Annotated in this window: 20 protein-coding genes; 14 read left to right on the top strand and 6 right to left on the bottom strand. The window is 47.6% G+C overall.

Annotated elements, in window-relative coordinates; all coding sequences use genetic code 11:
- Nucleotides 1-261 precede the first annotated feature (261 nt).
- The 7 genes from KEF85_RS15640 (at nt 262) to KEF85_RS15610 (ending at nt 9,303) form a co-directional block, all read left to right on the top strand.
- Nucleotides 262-1,794 carry an RNA-directed DNA polymerase gene (locus tag KEF85_RS15640; protein ID WP_215582149.1) on the top strand — a complete coding sequence of 511 codons (1,533 nt, stop codon included), beginning with the start codon at nt 262-264 and terminating at the stop codon, nt 1,792-1,794.
- 712 nt (nt 1,795-2,506) lie between these two features.
- Nucleotides 2,507-5,338: an isoleucine--tRNA ligase gene (gene ileS, locus KEF85_RS15635; RefSeq protein WP_215582148.1), complete on the top strand. Its 2,832-nt coding sequence runs from the start codon at nt 2,507-2,509 to the stop codon at nt 5,336-5,338.
- A complete protein-coding gene (gene lspA / locus KEF85_RS15630) occupies nt 5,331-5,807 on the top strand; it encodes a signal peptidase II (protein WP_215582147.1) in 477 nt (158 codons plus the stop codon). Before ileS ends, lspA begins: the two co-directional genes overlap by 8 nt.
- Before the next feature lie 31 nt (nt 5,808-5,838).
- A complete protein-coding gene (locus KEF85_RS15625; protein ID WP_215582146.1) occupies nt 5,839-7,080 on the top strand; it encodes an exo-alpha-sialidase in 1,242 nt (413 codons plus the stop codon).
- Between the two features lie 67 nt (nt 7,081-7,147).
- Nucleotides 7,148-7,483 (top strand): copper resistance CopC family protein, encoded by a 336-nt coding sequence (locus KEF85_RS15620; RefSeq protein WP_246534979.1) that lies wholly within the window; start codon nt 7,148-7,150, stop codon nt 7,481-7,483.
- 33 nt (nt 7,484-7,516) lie between these two features.
- The gene (locus KEF85_RS15615) at nt 7,517-8,161 is read left to right on the top strand and encodes a hypothetical protein (protein ID WP_215582144.1); all 645 of its coding nucleotides are present in this window, start codon (nt 7,517-7,519) and stop codon (nt 8,159-8,161) included.
- A 62-nt stretch (nt 8,162-8,223) separates the two neighbouring features.
- Entirely contained in the window at nt 8,224-9,303 is a 1,080-nt protein-coding gene (locus KEF85_RS15610; protein ID WP_246534978.1) for a HupE/UreJ family protein, read from the top strand.
- Nucleotides 9,304-9,322: 19 nt separating this feature from the next.
- On the opposite strand, the gene KEF85_RS15605 is transcribed toward KEF85_RS15610, so the two are convergent.
- The 3 genes from KEF85_RS15605 to KEF85_RS15595 form a co-directional block, all read right to left on the bottom strand.
- Entirely contained in the window at nt 9,323-10,114 is a 792-nt protein-coding gene (locus KEF85_RS15605) for a hypothetical protein (protein WP_215582141.1), read from the bottom strand.
- 428 nt (nt 10,115-10,542) lie between these two features.
- Entirely contained in the window at nt 10,543-10,938 is a 396-nt protein-coding gene (locus KEF85_RS15600; protein ID WP_215582140.1) for a hypothetical protein, read from the bottom strand.
- A gap of 774 nt (nt 10,939-11,712) precedes the next feature.
- Nucleotides 11,713-13,362: a glycoside hydrolase family 17 protein gene (locus tag KEF85_RS15595; RefSeq protein ID WP_343222116.1), complete on the bottom strand. Its 1,650-nt coding sequence runs from the start codon at nt 13,360-13,362 to the stop codon at nt 11,713-11,715.
- A gap of 453 nt (nt 13,363-13,815) precedes the next feature.
- Between KEF85_RS15595 and KEF85_RS15590 the strand changes: the two genes are divergently transcribed.
- The 3 genes from KEF85_RS15590 (at nt 13,816) to KEF85_RS15580 (ending at nt 19,300) form a co-directional block, all read left to right on the top strand.
- A complete protein-coding gene (locus tag KEF85_RS15590; protein WP_215582138.1) occupies nt 13,816-15,534 on the top strand; it encodes a multicopper oxidase domain-containing protein in 1,719 nt (572 codons plus the stop codon).
- A 273-nt stretch (nt 15,535-15,807) separates the two neighbouring features.
- Entirely contained in the window at nt 15,808-18,441 is a 2,634-nt protein-coding gene (locus tag KEF85_RS15585; protein WP_215582137.1) for a UPF0182 family protein, read from the top strand.
- A 55-nt stretch (nt 18,442-18,496) separates the two neighbouring features.
- Nucleotides 18,497-19,300, top strand: a complete 804-nt coding sequence (locus KEF85_RS15580) for a 5'-methylthioadenosine/S-adenosylhomocysteine nucleosidase family protein (RefSeq protein ID WP_215582135.1) — start codon at nt 18,497-18,499, stop codon at nt 19,298-19,300.
- A 69-nt stretch (nt 19,301-19,369) separates the two neighbouring features.
- Here the strand turns inward: KEF85_RS15580 and KEF85_RS15575 are convergent, their stop codons facing one another.
- The 3 genes from KEF85_RS15575 to nadC form a co-directional block, all read right to left on the bottom strand.
- Entirely contained in the window at nt 19,370-19,750 is a 381-nt protein-coding gene (locus KEF85_RS15575; RefSeq protein WP_215582134.1) for a hypothetical protein, read from the bottom strand.
- A 160-nt stretch (nt 19,751-19,910) separates the two neighbouring features.
- Nucleotides 19,911-20,744 (bottom strand): SDR family oxidoreductase, encoded by an 834-nt coding sequence (locus KEF85_RS15570; RefSeq protein ID WP_215582132.1) that lies wholly within the window; start codon nt 20,742-20,744, stop codon nt 19,911-19,913.
- 55 nt (nt 20,745-20,799) lie between these two features.
- Nucleotides 20,800-21,624, bottom strand: coding sequence for a carboxylating nicotinate-nucleotide diphosphorylase (nadC, locus tag KEF85_RS15565; protein ID WP_215582131.1), 825 nt, complete (start codon nt 21,622-21,624; stop codon nt 20,800-20,802).
- A gap of 127 nt (nt 21,625-21,751) precedes the next feature.
- Between nadC and ampD the strand changes: the two genes are divergently transcribed.
- From ampD to KEF85_RS15545, 4 genes are all read left to right on the top strand, one after another.
- Entirely contained in the window at nt 21,752-22,294 is a 543-nt protein-coding gene (gene ampD / locus KEF85_RS15560) for a 1,6-anhydro-N-acetylmuramyl-L-alanine amidase AmpD (RefSeq protein WP_215582130.1), read from the top strand.
- A gap of 233 nt (nt 22,295-22,527) precedes the next feature.
- Nucleotides 22,528-24,072 carry a 2-isopropylmalate synthase gene (locus KEF85_RS15555; RefSeq protein ID WP_215582129.1) on the top strand — a complete coding sequence of 515 codons (1,545 nt, stop codon included), beginning with the start codon at nt 22,528-22,530 and terminating at the stop codon, nt 24,070-24,072.
- Nucleotides 24,073-24,103: 31 nt separating this feature from the next.
- Nucleotides 24,104-24,334 (top strand): hypothetical protein, encoded by a 231-nt coding sequence (locus KEF85_RS15550; RefSeq protein WP_215582128.1) that lies wholly within the window; start codon nt 24,104-24,106, stop codon nt 24,332-24,334.
- 22 nt (nt 24,335-24,356) lie between these two features.
- Nucleotides 24,357-25,022, top strand: a complete 666-nt coding sequence (locus tag KEF85_RS15545; RefSeq protein WP_215582127.1) for a hypothetical protein — start codon at nt 24,357-24,359, stop codon at nt 25,020-25,022.
- Nucleotides 25,023-25,201 lie beyond the last annotated feature (179 nt).

Here is a 25,201-nt window from a genome sequence, read left to right as displayed (position 1 = left end):
AGTTGTATCATTGTGCGCCTGTTTCACCCGGTTTACCGGGTATGACCATACAGTGCGGAATACCGCTGAAGCGGATTTCCAAACAGTGGGTTGTTTTGCAACCATAAAGTAAACAGGCTATGCGTCGGCCTATGCGTACTGGTCTGGTACGGAGTATGCGTCCAATCCTAACAACGCATGGAACTTCAATACCAACAACGGCAACCAGAACAACAACAATAAGAACAACCAGATTTATGCATGGGCAGTCAGCCCCGGAGAATGATCGCTTTTGAGCAACACCTAGAACTGTTCAGCTTCGCCAGTCTGTATCAGCATTATCTATTATGCCGCAGACACAAACGCAATACCTTTAACGCCTTGCGTTTTGAAGCTAGACAGGAACTGAATCTGCTGGAACTGTCGGCGGCGCTGCAAGATCGCAGCTATCGCCCATCCGCGTCTGTCTGTTTTGTTACTGAACGCCCGAAACTACGGGAAATATTCGCCGCCGATTTTCGGGATCGCATCGTCCATCATGTGCTGGTGCACGAACTGGAACGCTACTGGGAGTCGGTATTTATTCATGATTCCTATGCCTGTCGACAAGATAAAGGCATTCACAAAGCGGTAGATCGTCTGACACAGTTTATCCGTAGCGCATCTGGGAACGGCAAGCGGCGGGCCTACTATCTGCAACTGGATGTGCGCAATTATTTCATGCGTATTGATAAGCACTTGTTGTGGTCTTTATTAAAACCGCATATTGACAGTCCGGAAGTGCTCTGGTTATGTAAATTACTGGTGTTTCATGATTGTACCGCCCACTATAGCTATAAAGGCAAACCCGGCTTGTTGCAGCACATGCCGCCACACAAAAGCCTGCTACAAAGTGAAGCCGGTAAAGGTCTGCCCATTGGTAATCTCAACAGCCAGTTTTTTGCCAATGTCTATCTGAATTGTCTGGATCAGTTTGTTAAACATCAACTCAAATGCCGTTATTATCTGCGTTATTGCGACGATTTTGTGCTGCTGGATACCAATCCTGAACAACTGGTGGTCTGGCATGAACAGATTAGGCGGTTTTTAGCGGAAAAGTTATTACTGGCGCTGAACGATAACCGCGATAAGTTAAGACCGGTCGGCAATGGTGTGGATTTTTTAGGCTATATCGTCCGTGCCGATTATAGACTGGTCAGGCGGCGGGTCGTCAATAATCTGCGCAGTAAATTGCTCGATTTTGCACGTTTGATGGTTCAGCAGCAACCAGAATATACCATTTATCGTTTTGATGCAGATCTGCTGGCGCAATGCCGGTCAACGCTGGCCTCCTATCTTGGTCATTTAAGCCATGCCGACAGTTTTGACTTGCGCAAAAGTATCTGGCACGATTTTTCATTTTTACACCAGTATTTTCGGATTGATAGCACCTTTCTGGCCTTACAACCGCTTTATGAACTCCCCAAACAGTTTTCTTCTGCCCGCCGCCAAAACCATTGGCTAAACAAACAATTTTCGGGCGATGTGCTATTGTTTCAAGTAGGCTGTTATTACGAATTTTATCACCCGGCCTATGATGGCCTAGCCGTATCCTTGGGCTTGAAACCACTCAAAAAAAACCGGCGCGGCGCACGCTTTGGGGTACCGCTCTCCTGGGGAACCCATCTGGCTAAGCGGCTGCTGGCAGAGGGGCGGCAGGTACTGTGGGTAACTGAACGGGATGGATTATCGGCTGGCGGCGTAAAATGCAGACGACCGGCGGAGCGCTGGATTGGATTGGCTGGCAAACAATCTGCTGACGCTAAAAGTACCTAACACGCAGATATAGAAAAGCAGTTAGCTATTTTGCTGACTGGAGTCCGAGCAAACCCCATTAATGAACCTTCATGACCAAATCGTGCTGGCCAAATGCAAATAGCCAAGGGTGGCTTCGCCGCCAGGCAAGCCGCCAAAACTTCTAGGGTGTTTAGCTATCCCAAAAACACCCTGCGCAACCGGCAACCATAGCCGGCATCATCGCGACCCGTAGCCTCGATGCAACGTAGTGGAATCGAGGGGTTCGCAGCGTAGCCTTAATCAAAGCAGGGCAGCGGAATTCAACTAGGTTCTGCACCGCCAAAACTTCTAGGCTGTTTGGTGTTTAGCTATCCCCAAAAACACCCTGCGCAACCGGCAACCATAGCCGGCATCATCGCGACCCGTAGCCTCGATGCAACGTAGTGGAATCGAGGGGTTCGCAGCCTAGCCTTAATCAAAGCAGGGTCAGCGGGATTCAACTATGCCCTGTACTGCATGAACCAAAATCAACCATTTACCCAAACATAGCTTTTTTAAAACAGTTGCAGGTTTTTACTTAGAGCATTATTCGGCAATTTTCAGCGGATTAAATCACTCATGCTAAGGCTTTTCAGCGGTTTAATGGTAAAATCCCCTGTTTTTGATTTATCTTTCAAAATCATACGGCTAAACAGCACATTTTATTGTGTCTAGACTCTGGTTTAACCGGGAACGCGGCGCGCACAACATCATGACCATAGATTATAAACAGACATTAAACCTACCAAAGACCGAGTTTGCCATGAAAGCCAATCTGGCCCAGCGCGAACCCGAGATTTTAAACCAGTGGCAAGAGCAACAACTTTACCAAAAAATCAGAGAAATCTGTGCCGGTAGGCCCAAGTTTGTGTTGCATGATGGCCCTCCCTACGCCAATGGTGCGATTCATATCGGCCATGCCGTGAATAAGGTTTTAAAGGATATTATCGTCAAATCCAAAACCCTGAGTGGTTTCGATGCGCCTTATGTGCCGGGTTGGGATTGCCACGGCTTGCCGATTGAGCTGATGGTGGAAAAAACCGTGGGCAAGGCCGGCGTAAAGGTTACCCCTGCACAGTTTCGGCAGGAATGCCGGGCTTATGCCAAAAAACAGGTCAATATCCAGAAGCAAGAGTTCGTGCGGCTGGGGGTATTAGGCGATTGGGATAACCCTTATCTGACCATGGATTTCAGTTTTGAAGCCGACATTGTCCGGTCCTTGGGCAAAATCACCGCTAACGGCCATTTACATAAAGGCGCCAAGCCGGTGCATTGGTGTACCGATTGCGGTTCGGCCCTGGCCGAAGCAGAAGTAGAGTATGAGGACAAACGCTCTCCAGCCATCGATGTGCGTTTTCAGGTAGTGGACGAACATGCCTTTATGGCGGCCTGTCATCATGCCTTGGAGCATGAAGGCAAAGGTCCGTTATCGGTAGTGATCTGGACTACCACGCCGTGGACTTTGCCGGCCAATCAGGCCGTGGCCTTGAACCCGGAACTGGAATATGTGGTAGTGCAGTGTGAAATCGACGGTCATAGCGAACGTCTGGTGGTAGCCGAAGCCTTGCTGAAAAGCGTGGTGCTGCGTTACGGCATAGGTGATCATCATGTGGTGGGTTATTGCACCGGCAATGCCTTGGAACATCTGCTGCTGCAACATCCGTTTTATGACCGGCAAGTGCCGATTATCCTGGGCGATCACGTTACTACCGATGCCGGTACCGGCGCGGTACATACCGCTCCTGGCCATGGTCAGGAAGACTATGTGGTCGGCCTGAAATATAATCTGCTTGTGGATAATCCGGTCGGTAATAACGGTGTGTTTTTACCCAGCACCGAACTGTTTGCCGGTCTGCATGTATTCAGCGCCAACGACAAGGTGCTGGAAGTATTGCGGGAGCACGGCAAACTAGTCCACCATGAAGCCTTGCTGCATAGTTATCCGCATTGCTGGCGGCACAAGACGCCGATTATTTTCCGGGCTACCCCGCAATGGTTTATCGCCATGGAGAAAAACCAGTTGCGGGACACTGCCTTGGCCGAGGTGAAAAATGTTGCCTGGATCCCTGATTGGGGTCAGGCGCGAATTGAAAGCATGATAGCCCATCGTCCAGACTGGTGTATTTCCCGGCAACGCACCTGGGGTGTGCCGATTGCATTTTTTGTGCATAAGGAAACCGGCGAATTGCATCCCCGTAGCGCCGAACTGATAGAACAAGTGGCATTGCGTATTGAGCAGCAGGGCATTGATGCCTGGTTTGAACTTGATGCGGCTGAATTGCTGGGCGGCGAAGCTGAAGACTATGAAAAAATCACCGACACCCTGGATGTCTGGTTCGATTCCGGTGTGACTCATGCGGCGGTACTGGCCCGGCGCCCACAATTGCAGTTTCCGGCAGATTTGTATCTGGAAGGCTCGGATCAGCATCGCGGCTGGTTCCAGTCATCACTAATGACTTCAGTCGCCATGCACGGCGTTGCACCCTATAAAGAAGTACTGACTCACGGATTTACCGTGGACGCGGAAGGCAAAAAAATGTCCAAGTCCAAGGGCAATGTGGTGCTGCCGCAAACCGTGATGAAATCGCTGGGTGCCGATGTGCTGCGTTTATGGGTGGCCGGTACCGATTATCGTGGTGAAATGTCGGTATCCGATGAAATTCTAAAACGGACCGCCGATGGTTATCGGCGTTTGCGTAATACAGCCCGCTTCCTGTTGTCCAATCTGGATGGTTTTGATCCTGCCCAGCATCTGGTGGCTGCCGAGGACTTGTTGGCCCTGGATGCCTGGGTGGTGGATAAAGCTTGGTTATTGCAGATAGAAATTCAGGAAGCTTATCAGACCTACCAGTTTCAAAACATTTATCAAAAAGTGCTGAATTTTTGCAGTATCGATTTGGGTGGTTTTTATCTGGATATCGTTAAAGATCGCCAGTACACCGCCAAGCATGACGGATTGGCTCGGCGTTCTGCGCAAACTGCCATGTATCATGTCATTGAAGCCTTGGTACGGTGGCTGGCGCCTATCATCAGTTTTACTGCCGAAGAGATCTGGCGTGTCATTCCCGGTCAGCGTAGCGCATCAGTATTTTTGGAAACCTGGTATACCGGTTTGGTTCCACTGGCAGCAGATGCCGTGATCAATGTCTCGACCTGGGAGCGGATTATTGCTGTGCGTACCGTAGTCAGTAAAGAACTGGAGCAATTGCGCAGCAAAGGTGAAATTGGCGCATCGCTGAATGCCGAGGTAGACTTGTATTGTGATGAAACCTATACCAGTGAACTGGGCAAATTGGCGGATGAATTGCATTTTGTGTTCATTACTTCCAAAACCAGCTTGTATGATTGGCAGGATAGTCCGGCTGATGCCGTGGTCACTGAACTGGACGGCGTTAAACTTAAAGTACGGGTTTCTGCACAGCCAAAATGTGTGCGCTGCTGGCATCAACGTCCGGATATTGGTCTGAACCCGGACCATCCAGAACTGTGTGGCCGTTGCGTGGAAAATGTGGTGGGGGATGGTGAGGTGCGTCATTATGCTTAAATGGCTATGGTTGTCGGCACTGGTTTTGGTGTTGGATCAGGCCAGCAAGCTGGCGATAGATAGCCATATGCAATTGTTTGAGTCGATTGGGCTATTGCCTTCTTTCAATTTAACTTATGTGCATAATGCCGGCGCTGCTTTCAGCTTTCTGAGTCAGGCCGGCGGTTGGCAACGCTGGCTGTTCGCGGCGCTGGCGATTGTGATCAGCTCTATTATTGCCATCTGGCTGGCTAGACTTAGCCGCCAGCAAACCTGGCTGGCGGCAGCATTGGCGTTGATACTTGGCGGTGCCATCGGTAATCTGATCGATAGATTGCTATACGGTTATGTCATCGACTTTCTGGATGTGTATTATCAAAACTGGCATTGGCCGGCATTCAATATTGCCGATTCAGCCATCTGTGTGGGAGTGGCTCTGATGTTGCTGGATAGTTTTGGTTTTGGGCAAAAACCAGCGCAGCCGCTATAATCACTGTCCATTTTTCCCAGCGAGCCTTGCAATGTCTGCCTTGACGCTTTACAAATCGACTCGATTGCTGCTGTTAGCTGGCTTGCTAAGTGTTTGTGCGGCGTGTTCCGAGCAGGGCGAACCGACTCTGCCGGCCACAGACTTGCAAATTCAGGTGCTCAACCCTCTTCCTGCCCAAGCCCTGCAGCAGCAAAATATCACCGGCTTTGATATATATGCAGAAGGCCCAAAACTGCATGCCATTTTTACCGCTGCCGCCGCTGATCCCAAGCATCCTTTTATTGGCTATCTGCATTCCGAAGATGGAGGTTTACACTGGTCGGTGCCTACGGAGGTTGGCAGTCAGTTTAATTTGGCGGTGGAGTCCCGGCAGGGTAATGACATTCAGTTGGCGGTAGCCGGTTCCACAGTACTGGCTGTCTGGCAAACCACCGGTGAATTGCCGGGTATGGGGCCTTTGGTCGCCATTTATTCCCTGGATGGCGGGATAAGCTGGCAACAGGGCAGTAATCCAGGCAGTAGTGATACCGATCAATCCCATCCTGATCTGATTGCCGATGTCCAGGGCCGGTTTCATCTGGTCTGGCTGGATGACAGGGATGAAAATGGTTATCAGGGGTTACGCTATGCCCGCAGCAGCGATGCCGGCGGGCATTGGGAATTGGCGCAAACCATAGATGCTTCCAGTTGTTCCTGTTGTTGGAACCGGCTGGCAGTATCAGCCACCGGCCAGATCAATGTGTTGTATCGGGATATGCAGCCGCGTGATATGGCTTTGGCCCAATCAAGTGATGGCGGCGCCAGTTGGCAGCGCATCAGTAATGTGGGTGAATTTAACTGGCAGTTTGACGGTTGTCCGCATAACGGTGGCGGCTTGAGTCAGGGGCCTGATGGCATGCTGCATAGTGTGGTGTGGACCGGTGCGGATAATCAGGTGGGTTTGTATTACCTGCAATCGGCGGATAACGGAAAAAGCTGGAGTCGGCCCATGCCGCTGGCAGCCGGAACACCGGCATTCCATAGCGATATTGCCGCAAATGGCCGGAACCGGCTTGCTGGGGTCTGGGATGCCCTGGAACCGACCGGATCAACGGTTTTGCTGGCGGATTCCAAAAATCAAGGTGGTGATTGGTCACCTGCCCGGCAGCTTTCTACGCCGGGTACTGTCGCCAGCCATCCGCGCATAGTCGCAACAGCATCCGGTTGGCTGGCCTTATGGACAGAGCAGTCCCCCCAAGCCGCAAAGCAATGGCGGATAGCTGTCATACAATGATTTAATAACTGAAGAGGTGGTCATGTATCAACTGAATATAACAACAATAATAAAATCGGCTTTACTGATGACTGCGCTGCTGAGCCCTATGCCGGCTCTGGCTCATGCGATTCTGGTGAAATCCCAACCCGCCAAAGATGAAATCGTCACTCAGGCCCCCAAGCAAATCGATTTGTGGTTTAACGATGCCGTACGTAGCGAATATAAAGCGCTGGCGGTTATAGACAGCACTGGCAAGCGTGTTGATAACCATGATGTTGAACAAACCTTGACCGATGGTTCGCATATTCATGCTACGGTGGCCGATTTACCTGCGGGTACTTATACCGTGCGCTATCGGGTAGTCTCGGAAGATACCCATATTGTCACCGGAAAATTTGAATTTACTGTTAAACCCCAGTAATCCACATACCGTTATTTACTGTTATTTCAAGCCATGAACAATTTGCCGTTTCCTGTTTTGCGTATTTGTCTGTTAATCCTGAGCTTGTTGGCGCTGAGTGCTTGCGAAAAGCTGGGCTTTAGCAGCAAACAATCCAATGCCTTGGGCAACCGTCCCGATTTGGATTGTATTATTGCCAACGATTTTTATGCCGTGCATTTCAGTGCTTATGTGCAACCAGTGCCCGGTGAGCATAATGCCGACCCCAAGGCAGCTTTTGTGCCGTATTGCCAAAAAATCCCCCGCCCCGGCAAAATGTTTTTTACTGCGGATTTGATCGATAGAGACATTCGTGCTACTCCCATCGGCATCAAAGTGATAGAAGTGGAGAAAACCGGCCTTAAAGCCCCGGATGACTATAAAGAAATTCGTACGGTCAGTGAAATTCCCGCCAAGCTTTATCCGCGTGGTGCAGTGGAGGCGCAAGCCGAAATCGACAAAAAAGGCGATTATCTGCTGTATTTATTGATAGGCGATGCTATAGAAGAAGACGATAAATTCCGCATACCACTGGAGGTTGGCGTTGACCCGAATGCCATTCCTGTCCATATCATTGCCCTGGCTGCCGTAGGCATATTACTGGTGGTGGTTTTGGTATTTCTGCTGTATTTGTATAAATTCAAAGCCAAAAAAAGCTAATGAATACTGTTGGTATAAGATTTATACGCAATAAATATTATGCGAGAACCTGGTTAATCCAGTTGTTTGCCATTTTTTTGCTGTTGCAATGCCATTGCGCAGTTGCTCATGCACCGGGCTTAAGCTCTTTTGATGTGCAATTGCAGCCAACGGGCGTGGATGTGCGGCTGACTTTTGCCTTACAAAATATCGAAGCTTTCGCGCCTATGGATAGCGATCTGGATGCAGAAGTCAGTGACAGCGAGCGAGAAGCCGCCAAGCCCAGTATTGCCAAATTATTGGCAGCACAACTGCGGGTCAATATCGATGGTCAGGATCGTGAGCCGGTGTCGGCAGGGCAAGTCAGTTTCGATGACCAGAATAACGCTCATGTAGAGTTTCATTATCAGCCGGCCCCGCATCAGATGCTGGTGTTACAGTCTAAGTTTTTAAGCCTGCTGGCCGATGGCCATCAGCAATACCTGACAGTCAATGCGCCGGCAGGCGAAATTTTATTAGAGAAAATGTTAGCTAAATCAGACAATCAGGCCAGTGTTGAATTAGCAGGCGCCAATCAGCTTGGCACTGCTCAGCCGGGTATTTTGGCGGCTTTTCTGGATTTTTTTAAATTGGGCGTTGAACACATCGTTACCGGATATGATCATTTACTGTTTTTGTTTGCCCTATTGGCCGTCACTCACAGCTTTTGGCCGGCGATTAAAATTATCACGTTTTTCACAATAGCCCATTCCATTACTCTGGCTTGCGCCGGGCTGAATATCATCGAGTTGCCCAGCAGCTTTGTGGAGCCTTTTATTGCGGCTACCATAGTCTATGTCGGCATAGAAAATCTGGTTCGGGGTGATCACCCCAAAGGCCGCCACTGGCTGACTTTTGGCTTTGGTTTGATTCACGGTTTTGGTTTTGCCAGTGTTTTGCGGGAAATGGAAATTTCAGCGGGTGATACCGGCATTCTGTTGCCATTGCTGTCTTTCAATTTGGGCATAGAAACTGGGCAAATTGCGGTAGCAGCAGTGGTGCTGCCTTTAATCTGGTGGTTGAACAACAAGCCCGAAATCAGTACCAAATTCCTGAAAGTCTGTTCTCTGCTGGTCAGTTTGATGGGAGCCTACTGGTTTGTGGAGCGGACCTTATTGTCCTGACAGCTGATTAAGCTAAGGCTTAAATCAAAGACCGCAAGCGGTCATAAATTTTATGGATGATGGGGCGGTTGCTGGGTTTTTGAGCGTTACGATCATAAAAACCTCTGCGCGAAAAATCCACGCTGATCGCGTGTTTGGCAAACAGGGGCTCAACGATGCTGCGTTCCCATTGGCCGGACACTACCCCGGTGGCCTGATAAGGGAAAACTTCAGCACCAGGTTTGGAAAACAGATCACGATTCACGCAGAATACTTTTTCCGATTTGCGATGTGCCCGCATCGAGCCGAAAATTTCCAATTGCCAAGGGCTTTCGTGCAAGCGGATGTGGGCGCGTAAGCTGGATTTCCGCCATAAGGCGGCCTGTAGAGCAATCCGGTATTTGGCTTTTTGATCCACTGCCCACAGTAGGCGATTTTCAGTAGCCTGCCAGGGTCCGGCACCGTCACATTCCAGCAAACGGATCACATCCGCGTGGCCGGCTCTTATTTCGGCTAAGAAATCCTCCAGAATATCTTGTTTGACTGGTGCTTCCAGAAAAAAATCTTCCTGTAAATACAGGATATAAGGCGTATCGATCGCATCCAGACTGCGCGCCAGACATTCGCTCCAGCTTAGTCGCCGGGTTTCACCTATCGCTACTTTTGCACAGCGAATATTTAGGCCTGCAAATTTAAAATCTTTGGTTTCAGTATTAAGTACGATGGGGTAAGGACAGTCCGGCCAATATTTTTGGAATAATGTGAAAAACGGCACCCAACAATCATCGAAATTGTCGGAAGTGTTTACGAAAATGGTCAAATCCCTGGTCATGTGTTTTTCCTTTCCGGCATTAATTTCAGCAGTAATGGGCTGAAATTCGGCCTATCCTGGTTATGGGAGTATGTGCTATGTCAATTATTGTTAACTAGTAATCGATCAATCTTATTTTGACGGATACGGCGTAGGCTGCGCTGAACGCAGTGATGCGCATCAATTGCGAACCATGCGCCTCCAGTCGGCATGTTCTATTTAGCGCTTCCGAAAAGTAATGTTGGTCAACCACTAGACAGATACTAAGGTAATTCTACGTCAATACTGTTTGGATTCGAGTGAATATTTTACACGTACCTTATAAATTTTGGAGGCGTAAACGCTAGAGAATGCTGTGTTGGGCTGTTGTGCGGTTTACCGCAACCTCCTGAGATCATAGCAAAATTACGCATAGGATACACAGGGGTGCGGTAATACTGCTCGGGGTATTAGTTAAGCACCCGATGTCCGCGTTGTCTCAAGCAGCTTGAATAAGCGTGTTTGTACTGAGCTTCGGAGCCTAGGCCTTGTTGGGCGCCTCCGCCTATGCCGCCCGCAGCTGCGCCTAATGCTGCGCCCGTGCCGGCGTTACCAAGTGCAGCGCCTAGTGCAGCGCCGCCGGCTGCACCGATCAGACCACCGACACCGGCACCAATGGCGGTTTCTTTGGCTGAGCCACCGGATGCTTGAGAAGCAAGTTGTTGGCATTCAGCCATATCCTGGCTCAGTCTGGCAGCATTTGGATCATTGTAGCTATCTACAGTAGGTGTCCAACCAGTTTGTGAGGCGCATGAAGCAAGCAAAAGGCTGGCTAATGCGGTTGAGCTTAGTGATAATTTTTTCATGATATAAATCTCTTTGAGCGAAAAATATTCTGGTCTTGGGTTCAGCCGGGTTGATAGAGCGCTAAAAATCACTCATTGCAGCGAGTAGATTAGCGGATCTTTGCAGTTAAGAAAAAACATAAACTAAATATTTGCCAACTGATACACAGAAAAGCAGCAAGTTATACTCCAAACCGATCCCTCTCTGCCCGGTTAAGCACGACAATTATATCGCACCCCCAGACAAATTTTAGCAAGCTTACATATTGCCGGTTTCAGCCTCCTTTCAGATATATGGAGGTTAAAATAGTTCAAGATAATTCAGCAAGCTGGTCTGGCGGCTTATCCTAAAAACACAACGCTAGTAGTCGACCCATCTTATCTTGCCGGATACGGCGTAGGATGTGCTGAACGCAGTGAAGCGCATCAATCGCGCTCCAGAGTCGGCACACCCTCTGGCGCTGCCGTCAAAGTATATTGGTCAATACTAGCTGGATAAGCCGTTATCGCGTATTACATTAACCACAGTATCATTGTAGATAGATTGGTGTTGGCTGAGCAGAATATATTGGCTTGATACAGGTAATTCCTTTTCCTGGAAATTCCGGCCCAAAAAAATGCGGCACTAGGCCGCATTGAGGAAGGATATTAAAACTCTTTACCCTTAGGAGAGGGAGCGCATACAAGAGTTGCACATAGTTTAATTGTTTGCTGGGATTTTGAAAATGTGACAAATTGCCGCGCGTCAAACTGTCACTTAGCGCCTTAATCCGCGCAATTCAGCTATAAATTTGCCTAGGTTCGGGCTTTTTCGCCGTATTTGCTCCATAGAGGCAGCGATAAGCTCAGTAAATAGCCCAGCCACACCACTAGTTGCTGATTTTCCAGAGTATAGGTCAAGGCAAACGGCAAACCAGCCGAAACGCCAGGATGGGCCTGAATAAAATCGCTGCCGTCCATAAAGGCTTTGGTTTCGCCTAATATCATGGCGATAATGCCAAAACTCAAAGCATAGGCAATCAGACGATCTCGATGGCCGTGTAAATTCCAGCCTATTAGCACATCTGATCGCAACGTACTCAGTCCGAACCTGCGTTCGTTGAGTGTGCTCAGGCCTATCAGTGTAAACACACCCAGCACCGGTATCGAGAATTGTTCGATGGGGAAGCTCAAGTAGCGCCCATGCATCGCCAGACCGTAGTTTTTATAAAGCGCCAGCACAATAAACAGTAAATACAGGCCGCGCAAGCGTTCCGCCAGCGCCTGGCTGCCCGGAATTTTGGCCAGCAAGGCGTAACTGCGTTGCAACAGCTGCGCTCCCAGCAAGGCATTTGCGCAAGCGATAAACAGCATATAACTGCGTTGCCATTGATTATAACTGGTATACCAGAGAAAATTGGCCAGCGTTACCAAACAAACACTGAATATTTGCGACAAGGCTAAAAATAAAATGCTGCGGAACACCGACAGCTCGCGTAGCTTTTTGGCATAAGCCGCTACTATCAATAGCCAAAGTAAACTCGATTCCAGAAAATGCAGTTGCCAATGCGGATTTTCATTGACTGGTCCGGTTAATGGGAAAACCGGTTCACGATCAGCCGAAAACAGTCCCCAGTTTGCCCCTACCACACCTTCCAGATGACTTTTCCAGGGCTGGTTGAAAGCTTCGACGATGTTGTAATCAAAATGGTGGCGATTGGCAACCTGAATCATATCGCGATTAAATTTTGCTGCATTGACCACGCCAGGTACAGCCAGGCCGCGCTGGCGACCGGCACTGGGCCAGCCGGATTCACCAATCAATATCGGTTTACCGGGAGCGATGCCGCGGGCTTCATCTTCAACCTGCTTGACAACTTTTTCCAGATGTTCGCCCGCGTTCGCCACAGCAACTGGCTCATCCTCCCAGTAGGGCAAAATGTGGATAGTAATAAAGTCTACTTCTTGAATCAGTTTGGGATACTTCATATACATAGACCAAACATCGGCATAAGACACCGGTTGCTTAACGGCGCGCTTGACCTCGCGGATATAGCCTATCAGTTTGTCTACATCCATTTCTCCGCGCAGCAACACTTCATTACCGACTATCACCCGGGTAACGACATCAGGATTGGTGTTGGCGGATTTGATCAGAGCCTCAACTTCTTTATGATTATCTTTAGACACATAACCCAACCAGCAGCCCTGTATCATTTTCAGGCCATATTTGCGAGCCAATGCCGGAGAAGGTTCCAGGCCGCCAAGGCTGGAATAGGTGCGGATGCTCCAGGTTTTATCCGCCAGCAAACGCATATCTTCTTCAATATGCTCAGCCAGAGGAAACACTTCTTCGAGTGGACTGTAGCCCTCCCGAAACGGAGAAAATGACAGGCTGGTCAATTTGCCGGTGGGGACATCAATACCGGCTTGTTGCGGTTGATTGTTAAACCAATCTAAAGACAAGTGAACTAAAATGATCAGAAGCAAACACAGCAGAAGTTTAAAATTACGCATGGCTAAAGGTTGTATTGATGGTGTCATAAGTGGTGGCATGGCTGGGCAATCAGTACCAAAGCCCTGGTTTGTGCGGCATCAGGTTTTGGGAGACAGGCCCGCCGACCGTATGTTTACACCTAGTGTAACTGTCTGGCGATGCAGAATTATACCCGGTGATGGTTAGCGACCACTGCTAAAAATTTTTTTAGGGGTAGACTGTGTGCTGTAGTCGTGACACATGTTTTTTGCGCATGTAATCATTGGACATTAGCCGGAAAAGGTTTTAATATCGGACAGTTTTGCAGAGGTTTTCTATACTTTATTTTTGCGTTCTGGTTACGGTATTGAGGTTTCCTGATATGGGGTTCTGTCTATTTCGCCATCGGATGTACTCATTGACAATTTTTATGAGGCTTTTTTATGCATAAAAAAATTCTTCCCCTTTTGTGCGCTACTCTGTTGCTGAGCCTGCCGCATTGGGTCATGGCGGAAGCCAATAAGCAGCCGGCTAGCCAGAATGTCAAGCTAGGCGTAGCAGAAGACGTTTGTTCAGAATTTACCGATCCAAAATGGCGGGATGCCCAGGTTATCGACGGAGTAGAGATTCAGGAATCGCGGATGTGTAATCCGGATAATCCGGCCGATATTGCGGCATTTGTGAAAGGTACCAATAATATTTCCATGTCCACGCTGATGGATACCCAACTGGCTGCCGATGCCATTACTGCCAGTAATGACATGGATGGTGATGGAGACCCGGATCATTACATAATCAAACTGGAAATTGCCGAATTAAATGGGCATTCTCCTGATATGCGGGAACCAACCACCACGTTTGATATTGCCCCTGGTATCCAGCCGACTTTTTGGGTATATGCACCCAAAACCCGAGATATGTCCACACTGAGTTTGTATGAGCCGGTCGCTAATCCGCTGCTGCGGGTGCCATCGCCGGTGATTCGGGTTGAGCAGGGTGATATTATCTGGATTGTGCTGGAAAACAGCCATTATTTGCCGCATTCCATCCACTTGCATGGTATCGATCACCCTTATATGGATCATAGCGGTGAAGGTAATGACGGAGTCGGCCAGACTGGACAAATGGATGTATTGCCAGGCTCCAGCAAAACCTATGTGATTAAACCGCGCCAACCCGGCACCATGTATTACCATTGCCATGTCCAGCCGCATACTCATATCCCTATGGGTTTACAGGGTATTTTTGTGGTTGAGGAAAACCGCCCCAACAACTGGGTGCAAACGTTCAATGTCGGTGCGGGACAGGTGCGTCATCCTTCCGTGGCTGTGCTGGAAAAATATAGCGCGGAATATGATTTGCATTATCAATCTGCGGACAAGGAATTGCATGAAATGGCGCGTTCCGCCAACGATCCGCGCCTGATTGCCCGGCGGCTCAATAATGAATACGATGTCACGGAAGCCACCGATGACTATTACATGCTGAATGGTCGCTCGTTCCCTTATACCATCAGAGAATCTTTAATTCTGATGGAAGAAAACAAGAAAGTGAAGCTGCGGGTGCTGAATGGTCATACCGATGCCTTTGCCCTGCATATTCATGGTCATAAACCTATGATCACCCATTACGATGGTGTGGATAACGGCCCTTCTTCCTATATCAAGCGTGACGTACATGGCATGGTGCCGGCGCAGCGACTGGATTTGGAATTGAGCGGAGTCGATGATGGTTTAAACAGTTTTGGTCAAGGCATCTGGATGTTTCATGACCATGTGGAAAAATCCTTTACCACAAACGGTGTCGGTGAGGGTGGAGACATCAGCCTGGTGGTATACAAAGGATTTGCCGATGCCAGAGGCATACCAACCTTGCATGGTATGAGCTTGGCGCCGTACTTCACTAAAGAATACTGGCAGGGCAAATATCCTATGTGGCAGGATTATGATGCCTGGAAAAGCCTGGGTTTGCCTGAAATCAAGGCGGTCAAGGAAAAAGCCTTCGTGCTGCCGCCACCTCAAGCAGCTAATACTGCCGGCTCTGCACCTGCCGCACAACAGTCATCAGGGCTAGGCCAGCTGATTTTTGGCCTATTGCTCGGTATCGCTGCTTATGTGCTGTTTGTCAATCGCGCCAAAATACTGGCAAAGTTTAAAAAATAAGCACGTATTCAAAATTTCCTAACCTGGTTCTAGCCTAGCGAAACCCAGGTTAGGCGTACGGAGAGTAAAGTCAGCCCCCATTAATACCCACATTTATCTGATTTATTAGCGACAAAGCCGCTTAATCCGCTACGCTTTTACTCGATCGCTAAAAGCTGAAAAGCTGGATATTGAAATAAAGACCGAGTTGGATTTGGGTTAGAATGGATAATTAAAACTAGACTTAATTCCAAGCTATGCCCAGCGCCACCAAATCAGGACCAAGAGGAATTTATGCGTAACTGGAAACCGTTACCCGTGTTAATCGGCACCATTAGCGTGCTAACCGTTTTATACGTTGCGTTTTACTTTTTGTTTCTCGATTTTTTTGTTGATCTTTGGTGGTTTAGATCGTTGGATTTTGAAGCCTACTTTTGGCTAAAATTTTTGTATCGATTTATATTTTCCGGTGCCGTTACTGTTTTTTTCTTTGCAGTATTTCTATTTCATTTTTGGATAGCCTCCCGCTATCTGGGTTTCAGCGCATCCGATGAGATCCTGATTGACGATCAAAAGCGCCGCCGATTTCAGCGCATAGCTGATATCTTCATGAATGGTTCCACCAAAGTCTATACCCCCATATCCTTGATTTTGGCTATTGTCATTGCCGTGCCCTTTTATCAGCAATGGGAACAGGCCTTGTTGTTCTTTTTTGGCAGTAATTCAGGTATCACTGAGCCGTTATATGGCAATGATGTCAGCTTCTACATGTTTCAGTATCCGATTTACCTGCTGATCCAAAAAGAATTACTGGTAAGTGCGGCAGTAGTGTTGCTTGGCACAAGTGCTTTGTATTGGGCGGAGCATATTGTGATTCCCGATCAAACTCAGAATCTGCCTTTAGGCGCTAAAATTCACCTAAGTATCCTGTTCAGTTTTGTCATATTGTTTGTGGTCTGGGGCTTGCTGCTGGAGAGGTTTGGCTTACTTTATCAGGATAATAATCAACCGGTGTTTTTCGGCCCAGGTTTTGTCGAGCTGCGTTATAACTTGCCGTTAATTTGGCTGGCCATAGCCGCTGCTTTAGCGATTCTGGTGACAGTCATCTTCTATGTGTTTTCGGTCAGACATCGCAGTAAAGCCCCCACTCTGATCGCGCTGATTAGTTTTGTGGCCGCCTTATGGTTACAACACGTACGGCTAGTACCCGATCTTATCGAAAAACTTGTCGTCAAGCCAAACTTTAGCCGCATAGAAGCAAATTCTATGCAGAATAATATTAATGCTACTTTGGCGGCTTATGATTTGACCAAAATTAAAACGATAGACTTCAAGGTAGACATCGATGCCACCAAAGACATAGAAGCATGGTCAACCAAAAAACATTTTGAAAATATTCCGGTTTGGGATCGGGAGTTTTTGATTGACAGTTATATGCAGCTACAAGGCATCCGGCCTTATTACGATTTTCCGGCAGTAGATGAAGATCGCTATTTTATTAATGGCCACCATCAACAGGTAAATCTGGCTGCTCGGGAAATCAATATAGATAAGCTGCCCAAAGAAGCTCAAAACTGGGAAAACACCCATTTGCGCTATACCCACGGCTATGGTGCGGTAATATCACCGGCGGCCCAGGATGCCGGCATCCCCATCGTCTGGTATTTACGAGATCTGGACATGAGTTCTCAGGTTGGTTTTGCAGTCAAATACCCGGATATCTATTATGGCAAAGGCCAATATCAATATGCGCTGGTGCCGAATAAACTCATTACTGAAGGCATTTCCGGAACCCCTGCTAAAGACTCGCTGAATTATCAGGGTAATTCCGGTATCCCGATTAATTCCTATTTTCGTAAACTGTTACTGTCATCCTATTTAAAAGACGAAAAAATATTTTTATCGCCCAATGTAACCAAAGATAGTCGCTTATTGATACGTCGTAATATCAAAGAAAGAGTCACCCGTTTGACGCCATTCCTGCATTTGGATAAAGACCCTTATTTGGTAGTGACTAAAGATAGATTTTTCTGGATACAGGATGCTTATACTACTTCAAGTTTTTATCCCTTGTCATTGCCGGTAAGCAATGACATAACTGCAGATCAACAGCAATTCAACTACATTCGCAATCCGGTCAAAATTGTGGTCGATGCCTACGATGGTCGAGTCGATTACTACATAAGTGATGACAATGATCCGATTATTAATGCCTATCAGCGTGCTTATCCCGGTGTTTTTAAACTGTTGACGGATCTGCCTGAAGAATTATTACAACATCTGCGCTATCCTCGGGATTTTTACCACACCCAAATGGATGTTTATGCCAAATATCATCAAAACAGTCCGCAACTGTTTTATGAGCAGGCTGAAACCTGGCAAGCCCCGGTTGTGCAGAACGAAGCCGTGTTGCCCTATTTCATCACTATGGATTTTAATCATTGTAATGATGAAGAAGAATTCGTGCTGATTAACCCCATGACCCCGGTAAATCGCAATAATTTAAGTATGGTAGGTTTGGCCGGAACCATGGATGAAAGCAAATGTGATCACAGTTATAAGCCCGGCATTACCGTATTTCAATTTCCCAAAGCCGTTCAGGTCAATGGGCCGTCGCAAGTGAACGCATTAATCGATCAAAACCCGGAAATTGCCGCTCAATTCACCTTATGGAATCAACAGGGTTCGGAAATTAAAAAAGGCCGCATGGTAATTTTACCTATGGATAATTCCATATTGTATGTTCAGCCAATTTATATGCTGGCTACCCAGACCAAAATGCCGGAATTGGCCAGAGTAATTGTCTCAATCGGCAATCAGGTTGTAATGGAAAAAACCTTACAAACCGCTTTCGATAGATTAAAAGATTTATTTGTAAAACGGGCTAATGCCCCAAGCTCAGGCGTTTCCTCTGCTGAGGGTAAGTAATGAGCAGGTGCTGGATCGTAGGGTTTAGACGTTTCAAATTAGTTGGCTTTGCTTAATGGCGCCATCGCTATTCATCTTTGTAGCCTTACAAGCTGAAGCAAAGCCGCTCATTCAACACTTGGGCTTAAAGAAATCTGTAGAAACTCACCCGTTTACTATATACACCAGTCACGATACGGTTCTGGTGTTGACTGGGATGGGCAAAATTGCGATGGCGGGTGCCGTTGGTTATGCCATGGCCAAATTTGCTCAAGGTTTTTCACCTATTATGCTTAATATCGGTATCGCCGGCCATCGTCAACATGATCTTGGTGCTTGTTATTTAGCCGACAAAATTCTCAATACCGCCACTGGCCGGACCTTTTATCCACAATTTCCTTTCCGGCACAACATCACAACGACTAAAGTTTTGAGTTTTGCCAAGCCCCAGGCCGATTATAGTGATGATGGTCTGTATGATATGGAAGCGGCGGGTTTTTATGAAATAGCGGCAAGATTTAGCACTAGCGAATTGATTCATTGTATTAAAATAGTTTCCGATAACAGGGAAACGCCGTTGGCTGATTTTAATTTAGACAGGGTCAATGCCTGGATAGATGCGCATTTGCCGGGCATTAGTTTGCTGATCGATCAGCTCAGACGTTGCAGGCCACATATCGCTGAAATTGATGACGAAGACTATCGGCACTTAGTTGAGCAATATCATTTCACTGCAGCGAACGCGATAAAATTGAAAAACTTATGGCAGAGACGTTTGTTGCTTTGTCCTGATATACCATTGGAACTAGAGGGTTTACAGAATGCCAGGCAAGTACTGCTTAGGCTTGAAGCCCAATTGCAGCAAGCATTTTATTTATGAATGGATGTGAAATCCCCATTGACTGGGTATAAGTAAACGGGGTGCGAAGACACACCCCGTCAGATCTGCTTAGAGCAGTTTTTTCAAACCTTCAATAACTTCTTTTGCTTTAGCCAAATGTTCTTTGGATTCTTGCAAATTTGCTGCTTTAGCAGAAGCGATAGCGGCTTTCAAATGTTTCAGCGCTTTAGAGTTTTCTCTGGACACTTTGTCGTTGGCATTGATTTCTTCAGCGAAGTCAGATGCTTTTTTGATCAGGCCAGCTACTTCAGTGCCGTCAGCGCCATTATTGATAGCTGCTTCCGCTGTAGCAATGCGCTCTTGTACACCTTTAATTGCGTCAATAGGTTTGTAGCTGGTTCTGCCGGCTTCAGCAACGGCAGCAGTTGAAAATGAACCCATAGCAGCAGCTAAAGAAAATGCAATTACAGCGCTTTTTAAAATTTTCATGTATGAACCTCACAGTTATTTTTATTAAGAACACATAGCTGCTAACCGGACGACATTTAAACGGCTACATGCCTGCGCGATAATATCATAATTTAAAGGGTTTGATAGTAAGTTTGTTGCACGATTATGACGTTCCAGATGAACCCAAAAAGCATTCTGTTCAATCGACACTCGCTAAAATTTTATCCAACCAAGCGCTGGGTAGTAGTCGTTTCAAAATCGCGAATAAATAAGTAGGAAATGTGACCGGATAACGGCATTTTGGGTGTTTAGATTCCAGAGCAGCCAATACTTTTGCCGCCACAGCAGTTGCCGGTAAGGTAAACGGTGCCGCTGGGCCTGGCTTTTGCAGACGGTTTTCTAAAGCCTGATAAGTGGCTTGATGATAACTATGCTGGGGGTCTATGTATTGTTGATACATAATCATGGCATTACGTCTAAACTGACTTTCAATAGGGCCAGGTTCCACCAGAATAATATGGATGCCCGAGCCGCGTAATTCCAGGCGTAAGGTATCGGCCAAACCTTCCAGCGCAAATTTGCTGGCATTATAGGCACCACGATATTTCATTGCCACGAAGCCCAGTATAGAGCTATTGTAAATAATTCGGCCATGGCCTTGTTTTCTCATGACCGGAATCAGCAGATTGCTCAGTTCATGTGTGCCGAACAAATTTGTTTCAAACTGATTGCGCAAAGCGGCTCGGCTCAAATCTTCCACTGCGCCGGGCTGACCAAAAGCAGCATTGTTAAACAAAGCATCGAGTTTACCATCGGTCAGAGCAAGTAATTCCAGAACCGCTTGCTCAATACTGGCAGAATCGGCCAGGTCCAGTTGCAAGCAGGTAAAGCCTTCCTGCTGTAAGCGCAGAACATCACTAGGTTTCCGAGCAGAACAAATTACCCGATGACCTCGGTCTCTTAAAGCGACTGCCGTGGTGTAACCAATTCCAGAAGAGCAGCCGGTAATAAAAACAGTTTTGCTGGCAGTCATATACAGTCGTGTTCAGGTTTATAAAACAAGTTTACTATTATACTGCTCCTAGCTGCTAGGGCTGCAGTTCTATGCGCATGGATAAATCAATCGCATGGACATGTTTGGTCAAGGCCCCAATCGAAATGTAATCAACTCCGGTTTCGGCAACCGTACGGATATTGTCCAGAGTAATATTACCCGAGGCTTCCAATTCGAGTTGTCCGGCATTTTGCCGGACAGCGTGACGCATATCGGCAAGTGCAAAGTTATCGAGCATAATGCGTTCAGGTTTAGCGGCCAGGGCTTGCTGGAATTCATTCAGATTTTCCACCTCAACCTCAATCGTGGCATGGCTGGTTAGTCTGGCAGCGGCCACGGCACTGGCGATAGAACCGGCTGCAATAATATGATTCTCCTTGATAAGAATAGCGTCGAACAAACCAATGCGATGATTAAAGCAGCCCCCGCAGCGCACGGCGTATTTTTGCGCCAGTCGTAATCCCGGCAGGGTTTTTCGGGTATCCAATACCTTGCAACCGGTTCCTGATACCGCATCAGCATAATTGCGGGCAATGGTGGCCGTAGCCGATAAAGTTTGCAGCAAATTCAGCGCGGTACGTTCGCCACTCAACAAGGGCCGAGCTGGGCCGGAAAGCCGGCACAGCAAAGTATCGGCAGGAACAGTCGCACCTTCCGCACAAAACCAATCGATGCTAATAGTCGGGTGTAACTGTTGGAATACCGCATTGAACCAGGCCTGACCACAAATTACACAGGCTTCGCGACTTATGACAGTAGCTGTCGCCAAACTGGCCTCTGGAATTATTTGCGCGGTTAAATCACCGCTGCCGATGTCTTCCGCTAAAAATGCGGCTATCTCTGCGCTATTGGGTTGCATGGAATAAACCTGATTGGGTAAAGCTTGCTATTATACTGTCAGCAATAAATCTGGCCGGTTTTGCCCGCTCCAAGCCAGCTGGTCTTGCTTTGATCTTCGCTAGATACATCTAAGGAAAAGTAGGTCGATGATAATCCATGAGCATTATCTTAGTATAGCCAATAAGCTGATATCACCCAATTTTGATCAGCGTCCAGATCCCAATGATATATCTTTAGTGGTGATCCATTGCATTAGCTTGCCCCCGGAACAATTTGGTGGGGACTATATCAATCAGTTGTTTACCAATCGCTTAAATCCTCTGGACCATCCCAGTTTTGCCGAAATTTATCAGCTTAAGGTTTCGGCTCATTTATTAATCTGCCGCGACGGTAGTATTAATCAATATGTGCCATTCCATCAGCGTGCTTGGCATGCCGGTGTCTCAGAATATCAAGGCCGTCAGCGCTGTAATGATTTTTCGATAGGCATCGAATTGGAAGGCTCGGTAAAGCAGAGTTACACCGAGTTTCAATATCAGCAACTCACTGCCGTGATCAGGATATTGCTCAACCACTATCCTGGCCTGTCCCGGCAGCGTATAGTCGCTCATAGTGATATCGCTCCTGGCCGTAAAACCGACCCCGGCCCTTTATTTGATTGGCAATACTTATACAGTTTATTGGCTTAGTTGTCGGCTAAACTTGAGCCCAGCCTGGCAATCCAGTATAGTTAGTGCCATGAACGCATCCCTAGTCAAAATCAAGCCTATTGGTTCAGCCCTGCTGCTGGCCAGTGCTTGCTTGTTCGCCCTGCTGTTGATGCTGCTGCCCTGAGGGGCACCCAGACATCTCATTCGCACCACCCAACTCATTTTTTAGTATTCCCGGCGGTTAAACCGCAATTTTCATGAACGGAGTGATCATGAAAGACAAATTAATTATTTTTGATACCACTTTGCGCGATGGTGAGCAAAGTCCCGGCGCGTCGATGACGCGCGATGAAAAAGTCCGCATTGCCCGAGCGCTGGAACGCCTGAAAGTCGATGTGATTGAAGCCGGTTTTCCGGCTGCCAGTCAGGGTGATTTTGAGTCGGTGCAGGCGGTGGCCGGTGTGGTGAAAGACAGCACGGTATGCGGTCTGGCTCGGGCTCTGAATAAAGACATAGACCGAGCCGGTGAGGCTTTGCGTGGCGCCAACAGCGCCCGGATTCATACCTTTATCGCTACTTCACCGATCCATATGCAGATGAAGCTGCAGATGAGTCCGGAACAGGTAATTGAACATGCGGTGCGGGCGGTGAAACGGGCCCGGCAGTATACCGATAATGTGGAATTTTCCCCGGAGGATGCCGGACGTTCGGAAGAGGATTTCTTGTGCCGGATTCTGGAAGCGGTAATCGATGCCGGCGCCACCACGCTGAATATCCCCGATACCGTGGGTTACAGCATGCCCCAGCAGTTTGGCGCCACCATCGCTAACTTGCGGCAACGTATCCCCAATGCTGATAAAGCCATTTTCTCGGTGCATTGCCATAATGACTTAGGCTTAGCGGTTGCCAACTCGCTGGCGGCGGTGATGAACGGCGCCCGTCAGGTGGAATGTACCATCAACGGCCTGGGCGAACGGGCCGGTAATGCCTCTTTGGAAGAAGTGGTGATGGCCGTACGCACCCGTCAGGACTTCTTTGGCTGTGACAGCCGGCTGGATACCCGGGAAATCGTCACCTGTTCAAAACTGGTGTCTTCCATTACCGGTTTCCCGGTACAGCCCAACAAAGCCATTGTCGGCGCCAATGCCTTTGCCCATGAATCCGGCATTCATCAGGACGGTGTCCTGAAAAGCCGCGAAACCTATGAAATCATGCGTGCCGAAGATGTGGGCTGGTCTACCAACCGCATGGTGTTAGGCAAACACTCCGGGCGTAATGCCTTCAAAACCCGGATGATCGAACTGGGGATGCCGTTCAGCAGCGAAACAGCCTTGAACGAAGCCTTCTTCCGCTTCAAACAACTGGCCGACAAAAAGCACGACATCTTTGATGAAGACTTGCAAGCCTTGATCTCCGAACAAAGCGGCGCTGCCGAAGAAGAACAGATCAAACTGCTCAGCCTGAAAGTCTGCTCCGAAACCGGCGAAGTACCCAATGCCAGCGTCACCATCCGCAGCGGCGGCCAGGAACTCACCGGCAGCGCCCAGGGCGGCGGTGCTGTGGATGCCAGCCTCAAAGCCTTGGAAAGCCTGTTACATACCCAAGCCACATTGGCCCTGTACTCGGTGAACAACATCACCACCGGCACCGATGCCCAGGGAGAAGTCACCGTCAGGCTGGAAAAAGCCGGCCGTATCGTCAACGGCTCCGGTGCTGATACTGATATCGTCATCGCTTCGGCCAAGGCTTATATCAATGCAGTCAATAAGCTCAACTACCTGGAGTTAAGACAGCATCCGCAAATGGTGGAGGTTTAAATAATTACATGTTTGGCTGGTAGTGACTGGAATGGAACATTTATTGTTGATCGCCTGCCTATTTTTAAGCACTGGTTTCTGGTTTAAAAAATCCGGTGGTGACACCATGAATGCTTTAATTAGTGGGGAATTGATTGGATTTGCCATTCTTACCCGTTCTGAAGCGGTGGTTTTTCTGCCGATATTTGGAGTTTCAGGTAAATTATTGGGTAAGTCACGCTCTACCTTGTTTATTTGCAATTTTTTTGGTGGGATTAAATAACTTTATTACCTCGCACTCAATATTGCCAGTGACTTTTAGTGGACGGAAATGGTTGTTGTTTGGGGATGTCAGACCTAATCCATTAATTATAATTGGCAGTCTGTTAAAAAAAATTGCACTGCAAATAGTAGACTTTTTATTTGGAGTGAAGTATTTCGGTTTGAAAATAATTGCTTTGATTGTGTCTATTCCGCTGCTTATTTTCGGTTGTTTACGTTTGACTAAGTATCAGGCATGGCGTATATTGTTTTTATTGCTGTTAGTGTTTGTAAATCTGTCAGTATATTGCATTATGTTACCTACCACTGGTCATGGAATGCGCTATTTGGCAATGTTATTGATTTTTTGCTTTCCTTTACTAGCCTTGGGGGGGATAGAATCGATAGAAAGATTGAGTCAATATATAAAACTCCGCTCAACTGTAAAGATTGCCGCGAATAGCGCTTTCATAATCAGTATTATTGGAATGGCCTTTTTATCGCTATTGCGATGGTCACAAATTACAGCTGCCGGCATACAGCATATAAATGCTACACATTTACGCATGGCAAATTGGTTGGCTGAAAATCTGCCCGGAGAGAAGGTAGCTAGTTTTGATATAGGCGGTATCGGTTATGCAGGAAAAATAAATCTGATTGATTTGAGAGGCTTGACTGATCCTGACTTCGTGCCTTTTGTATGCTCATAAAGCGGCTAAATATCTCAAAGATCATAATGTACATTGGCTGGTTCTACCTACAAACATATCAGAGTCGGCTGAGAATGGCAGTAATTGTAAAGGAATTATGGATATATTAAGTTTATGCGATGACGCTGAACTAACGAAGCGCCAAGTTATAGCGTTTGTAGCCAAAGTGATGTTTGGGA

This window comes from Methylomonas paludis (assembly GCF_018734325.1).
GTDB lineage: Bacteria > Pseudomonadota > Gammaproteobacteria > Methylococcales > Methylomonadaceae > Methylomonas > Methylomonas paludis.
Note: the sequence above shows the minus strand (reverse complement) of the source record. Positions and strands in the feature narration are given on the sequence as shown.

What these genes read in the sequence shown, in the direction of transcription:
- ampD (WP_215582130.1), top strand. Translation starts at nt 21,752, where the DNA reads ATGATAATCCATGAGCATTATCTTAGTATAGCCAATAAGCTGATATCA.
- KEF85_RS15615 (WP_215582144.1), top strand. Translation starts at nt 7,517, where the DNA reads ATGAACAATTTGCCGTTTCCTGTTTTGCGTATTTGTCTGTTAATCCTG.
- nadC (WP_215582131.1), bottom strand. Translation starts at nt 21,624, where the DNA reads ATGCAACCCAATAGCGCAGAGATAGCCGCATTTTTAGCGGAAGACATC.
- KEF85_RS15585 (WP_215582137.1), top strand. Translation starts at nt 15,808, where the DNA reads ATGCGTAACTGGAAACCGTTACCCGTGTTAATCGGCACCATTAGCGTG.
- KEF85_RS15620 (WP_246534979.1), top strand. Translation starts at nt 7,148, where the DNA reads ATGACTGCGCTGCTGAGCCCTATGCCGGCTCTGGCTCATGCGATTCTG.
- KEF85_RS15570 (WP_215582132.1), bottom strand. Translation starts at nt 20,744, where the DNA reads ATGACTGCCAGCAAAACTGTTTTTATTACCGGCTGCTCTTCTGGAATT.
- KEF85_RS15575 (WP_215582134.1), bottom strand. Translation starts at nt 19,750, where the DNA reads ATGAAAATTTTAAAAAGCGCTGTAATTGCATTTTCTTTAGCTGCTGCT.
- KEF85_RS15600 (WP_215582140.1), bottom strand. Translation starts at nt 10,938, where the DNA reads ATGAAAAAATTATCACTAAGCTCAACCGCATTAGCCAGCCTTTTGCTT.
- KEF85_RS15590 (WP_215582138.1), top strand. Translation starts at nt 13,816, where the DNA reads ATGCATAAAAAAATTCTTCCCCTTTTGTGCGCTACTCTGTTGCTGAGC.
- lspA (WP_215582147.1), top strand. Translation starts at nt 5,331, where the DNA reads ATGCTTAAATGGCTATGGTTGTCGGCACTGGTTTTGGTGTTGGATCAG.
- KEF85_RS15555 (WP_215582129.1), top strand. Translation starts at nt 22,528, where the DNA reads ATGAAAGACAAATTAATTATTTTTGATACCACTTTGCGCGATGGTGAG.
- KEF85_RS15625 (WP_215582146.1), top strand. Translation starts at nt 5,839, where the DNA reads ATGTCTGCCTTGACGCTTTACAAATCGACTCGATTGCTGCTGTTAGCT.
- KEF85_RS15580 (WP_215582135.1), top strand. Translation starts at nt 18,497, where the DNA reads ATGGCGCCATCGCTATTCATCTTTGTAGCCTTACAAGCTGAAGCAAAG.
- KEF85_RS15640 (WP_215582149.1), top strand. Translation starts at nt 262, where the DNA reads ATGATCGCTTTTGAGCAACACCTAGAACTGTTCAGCTTCGCCAGTCTG.
- ileS (WP_215582148.1), top strand. Translation starts at nt 2,507, where the DNA reads ATGACCATAGATTATAAACAGACATTAAACCTACCAAAGACCGAGTTT.
- KEF85_RS15550 (WP_215582128.1), top strand. Translation starts at nt 24,104, where the DNA reads ATGGAACATTTATTGTTGATCGCCTGCCTATTTTTAAGCACTGGTTTC.
- KEF85_RS15605 (WP_215582141.1), bottom strand. Translation starts at nt 10,114, where the DNA reads ATGACCAGGGATTTGACCATTTTCGTAAACACTTCCGACAATTTCGAT.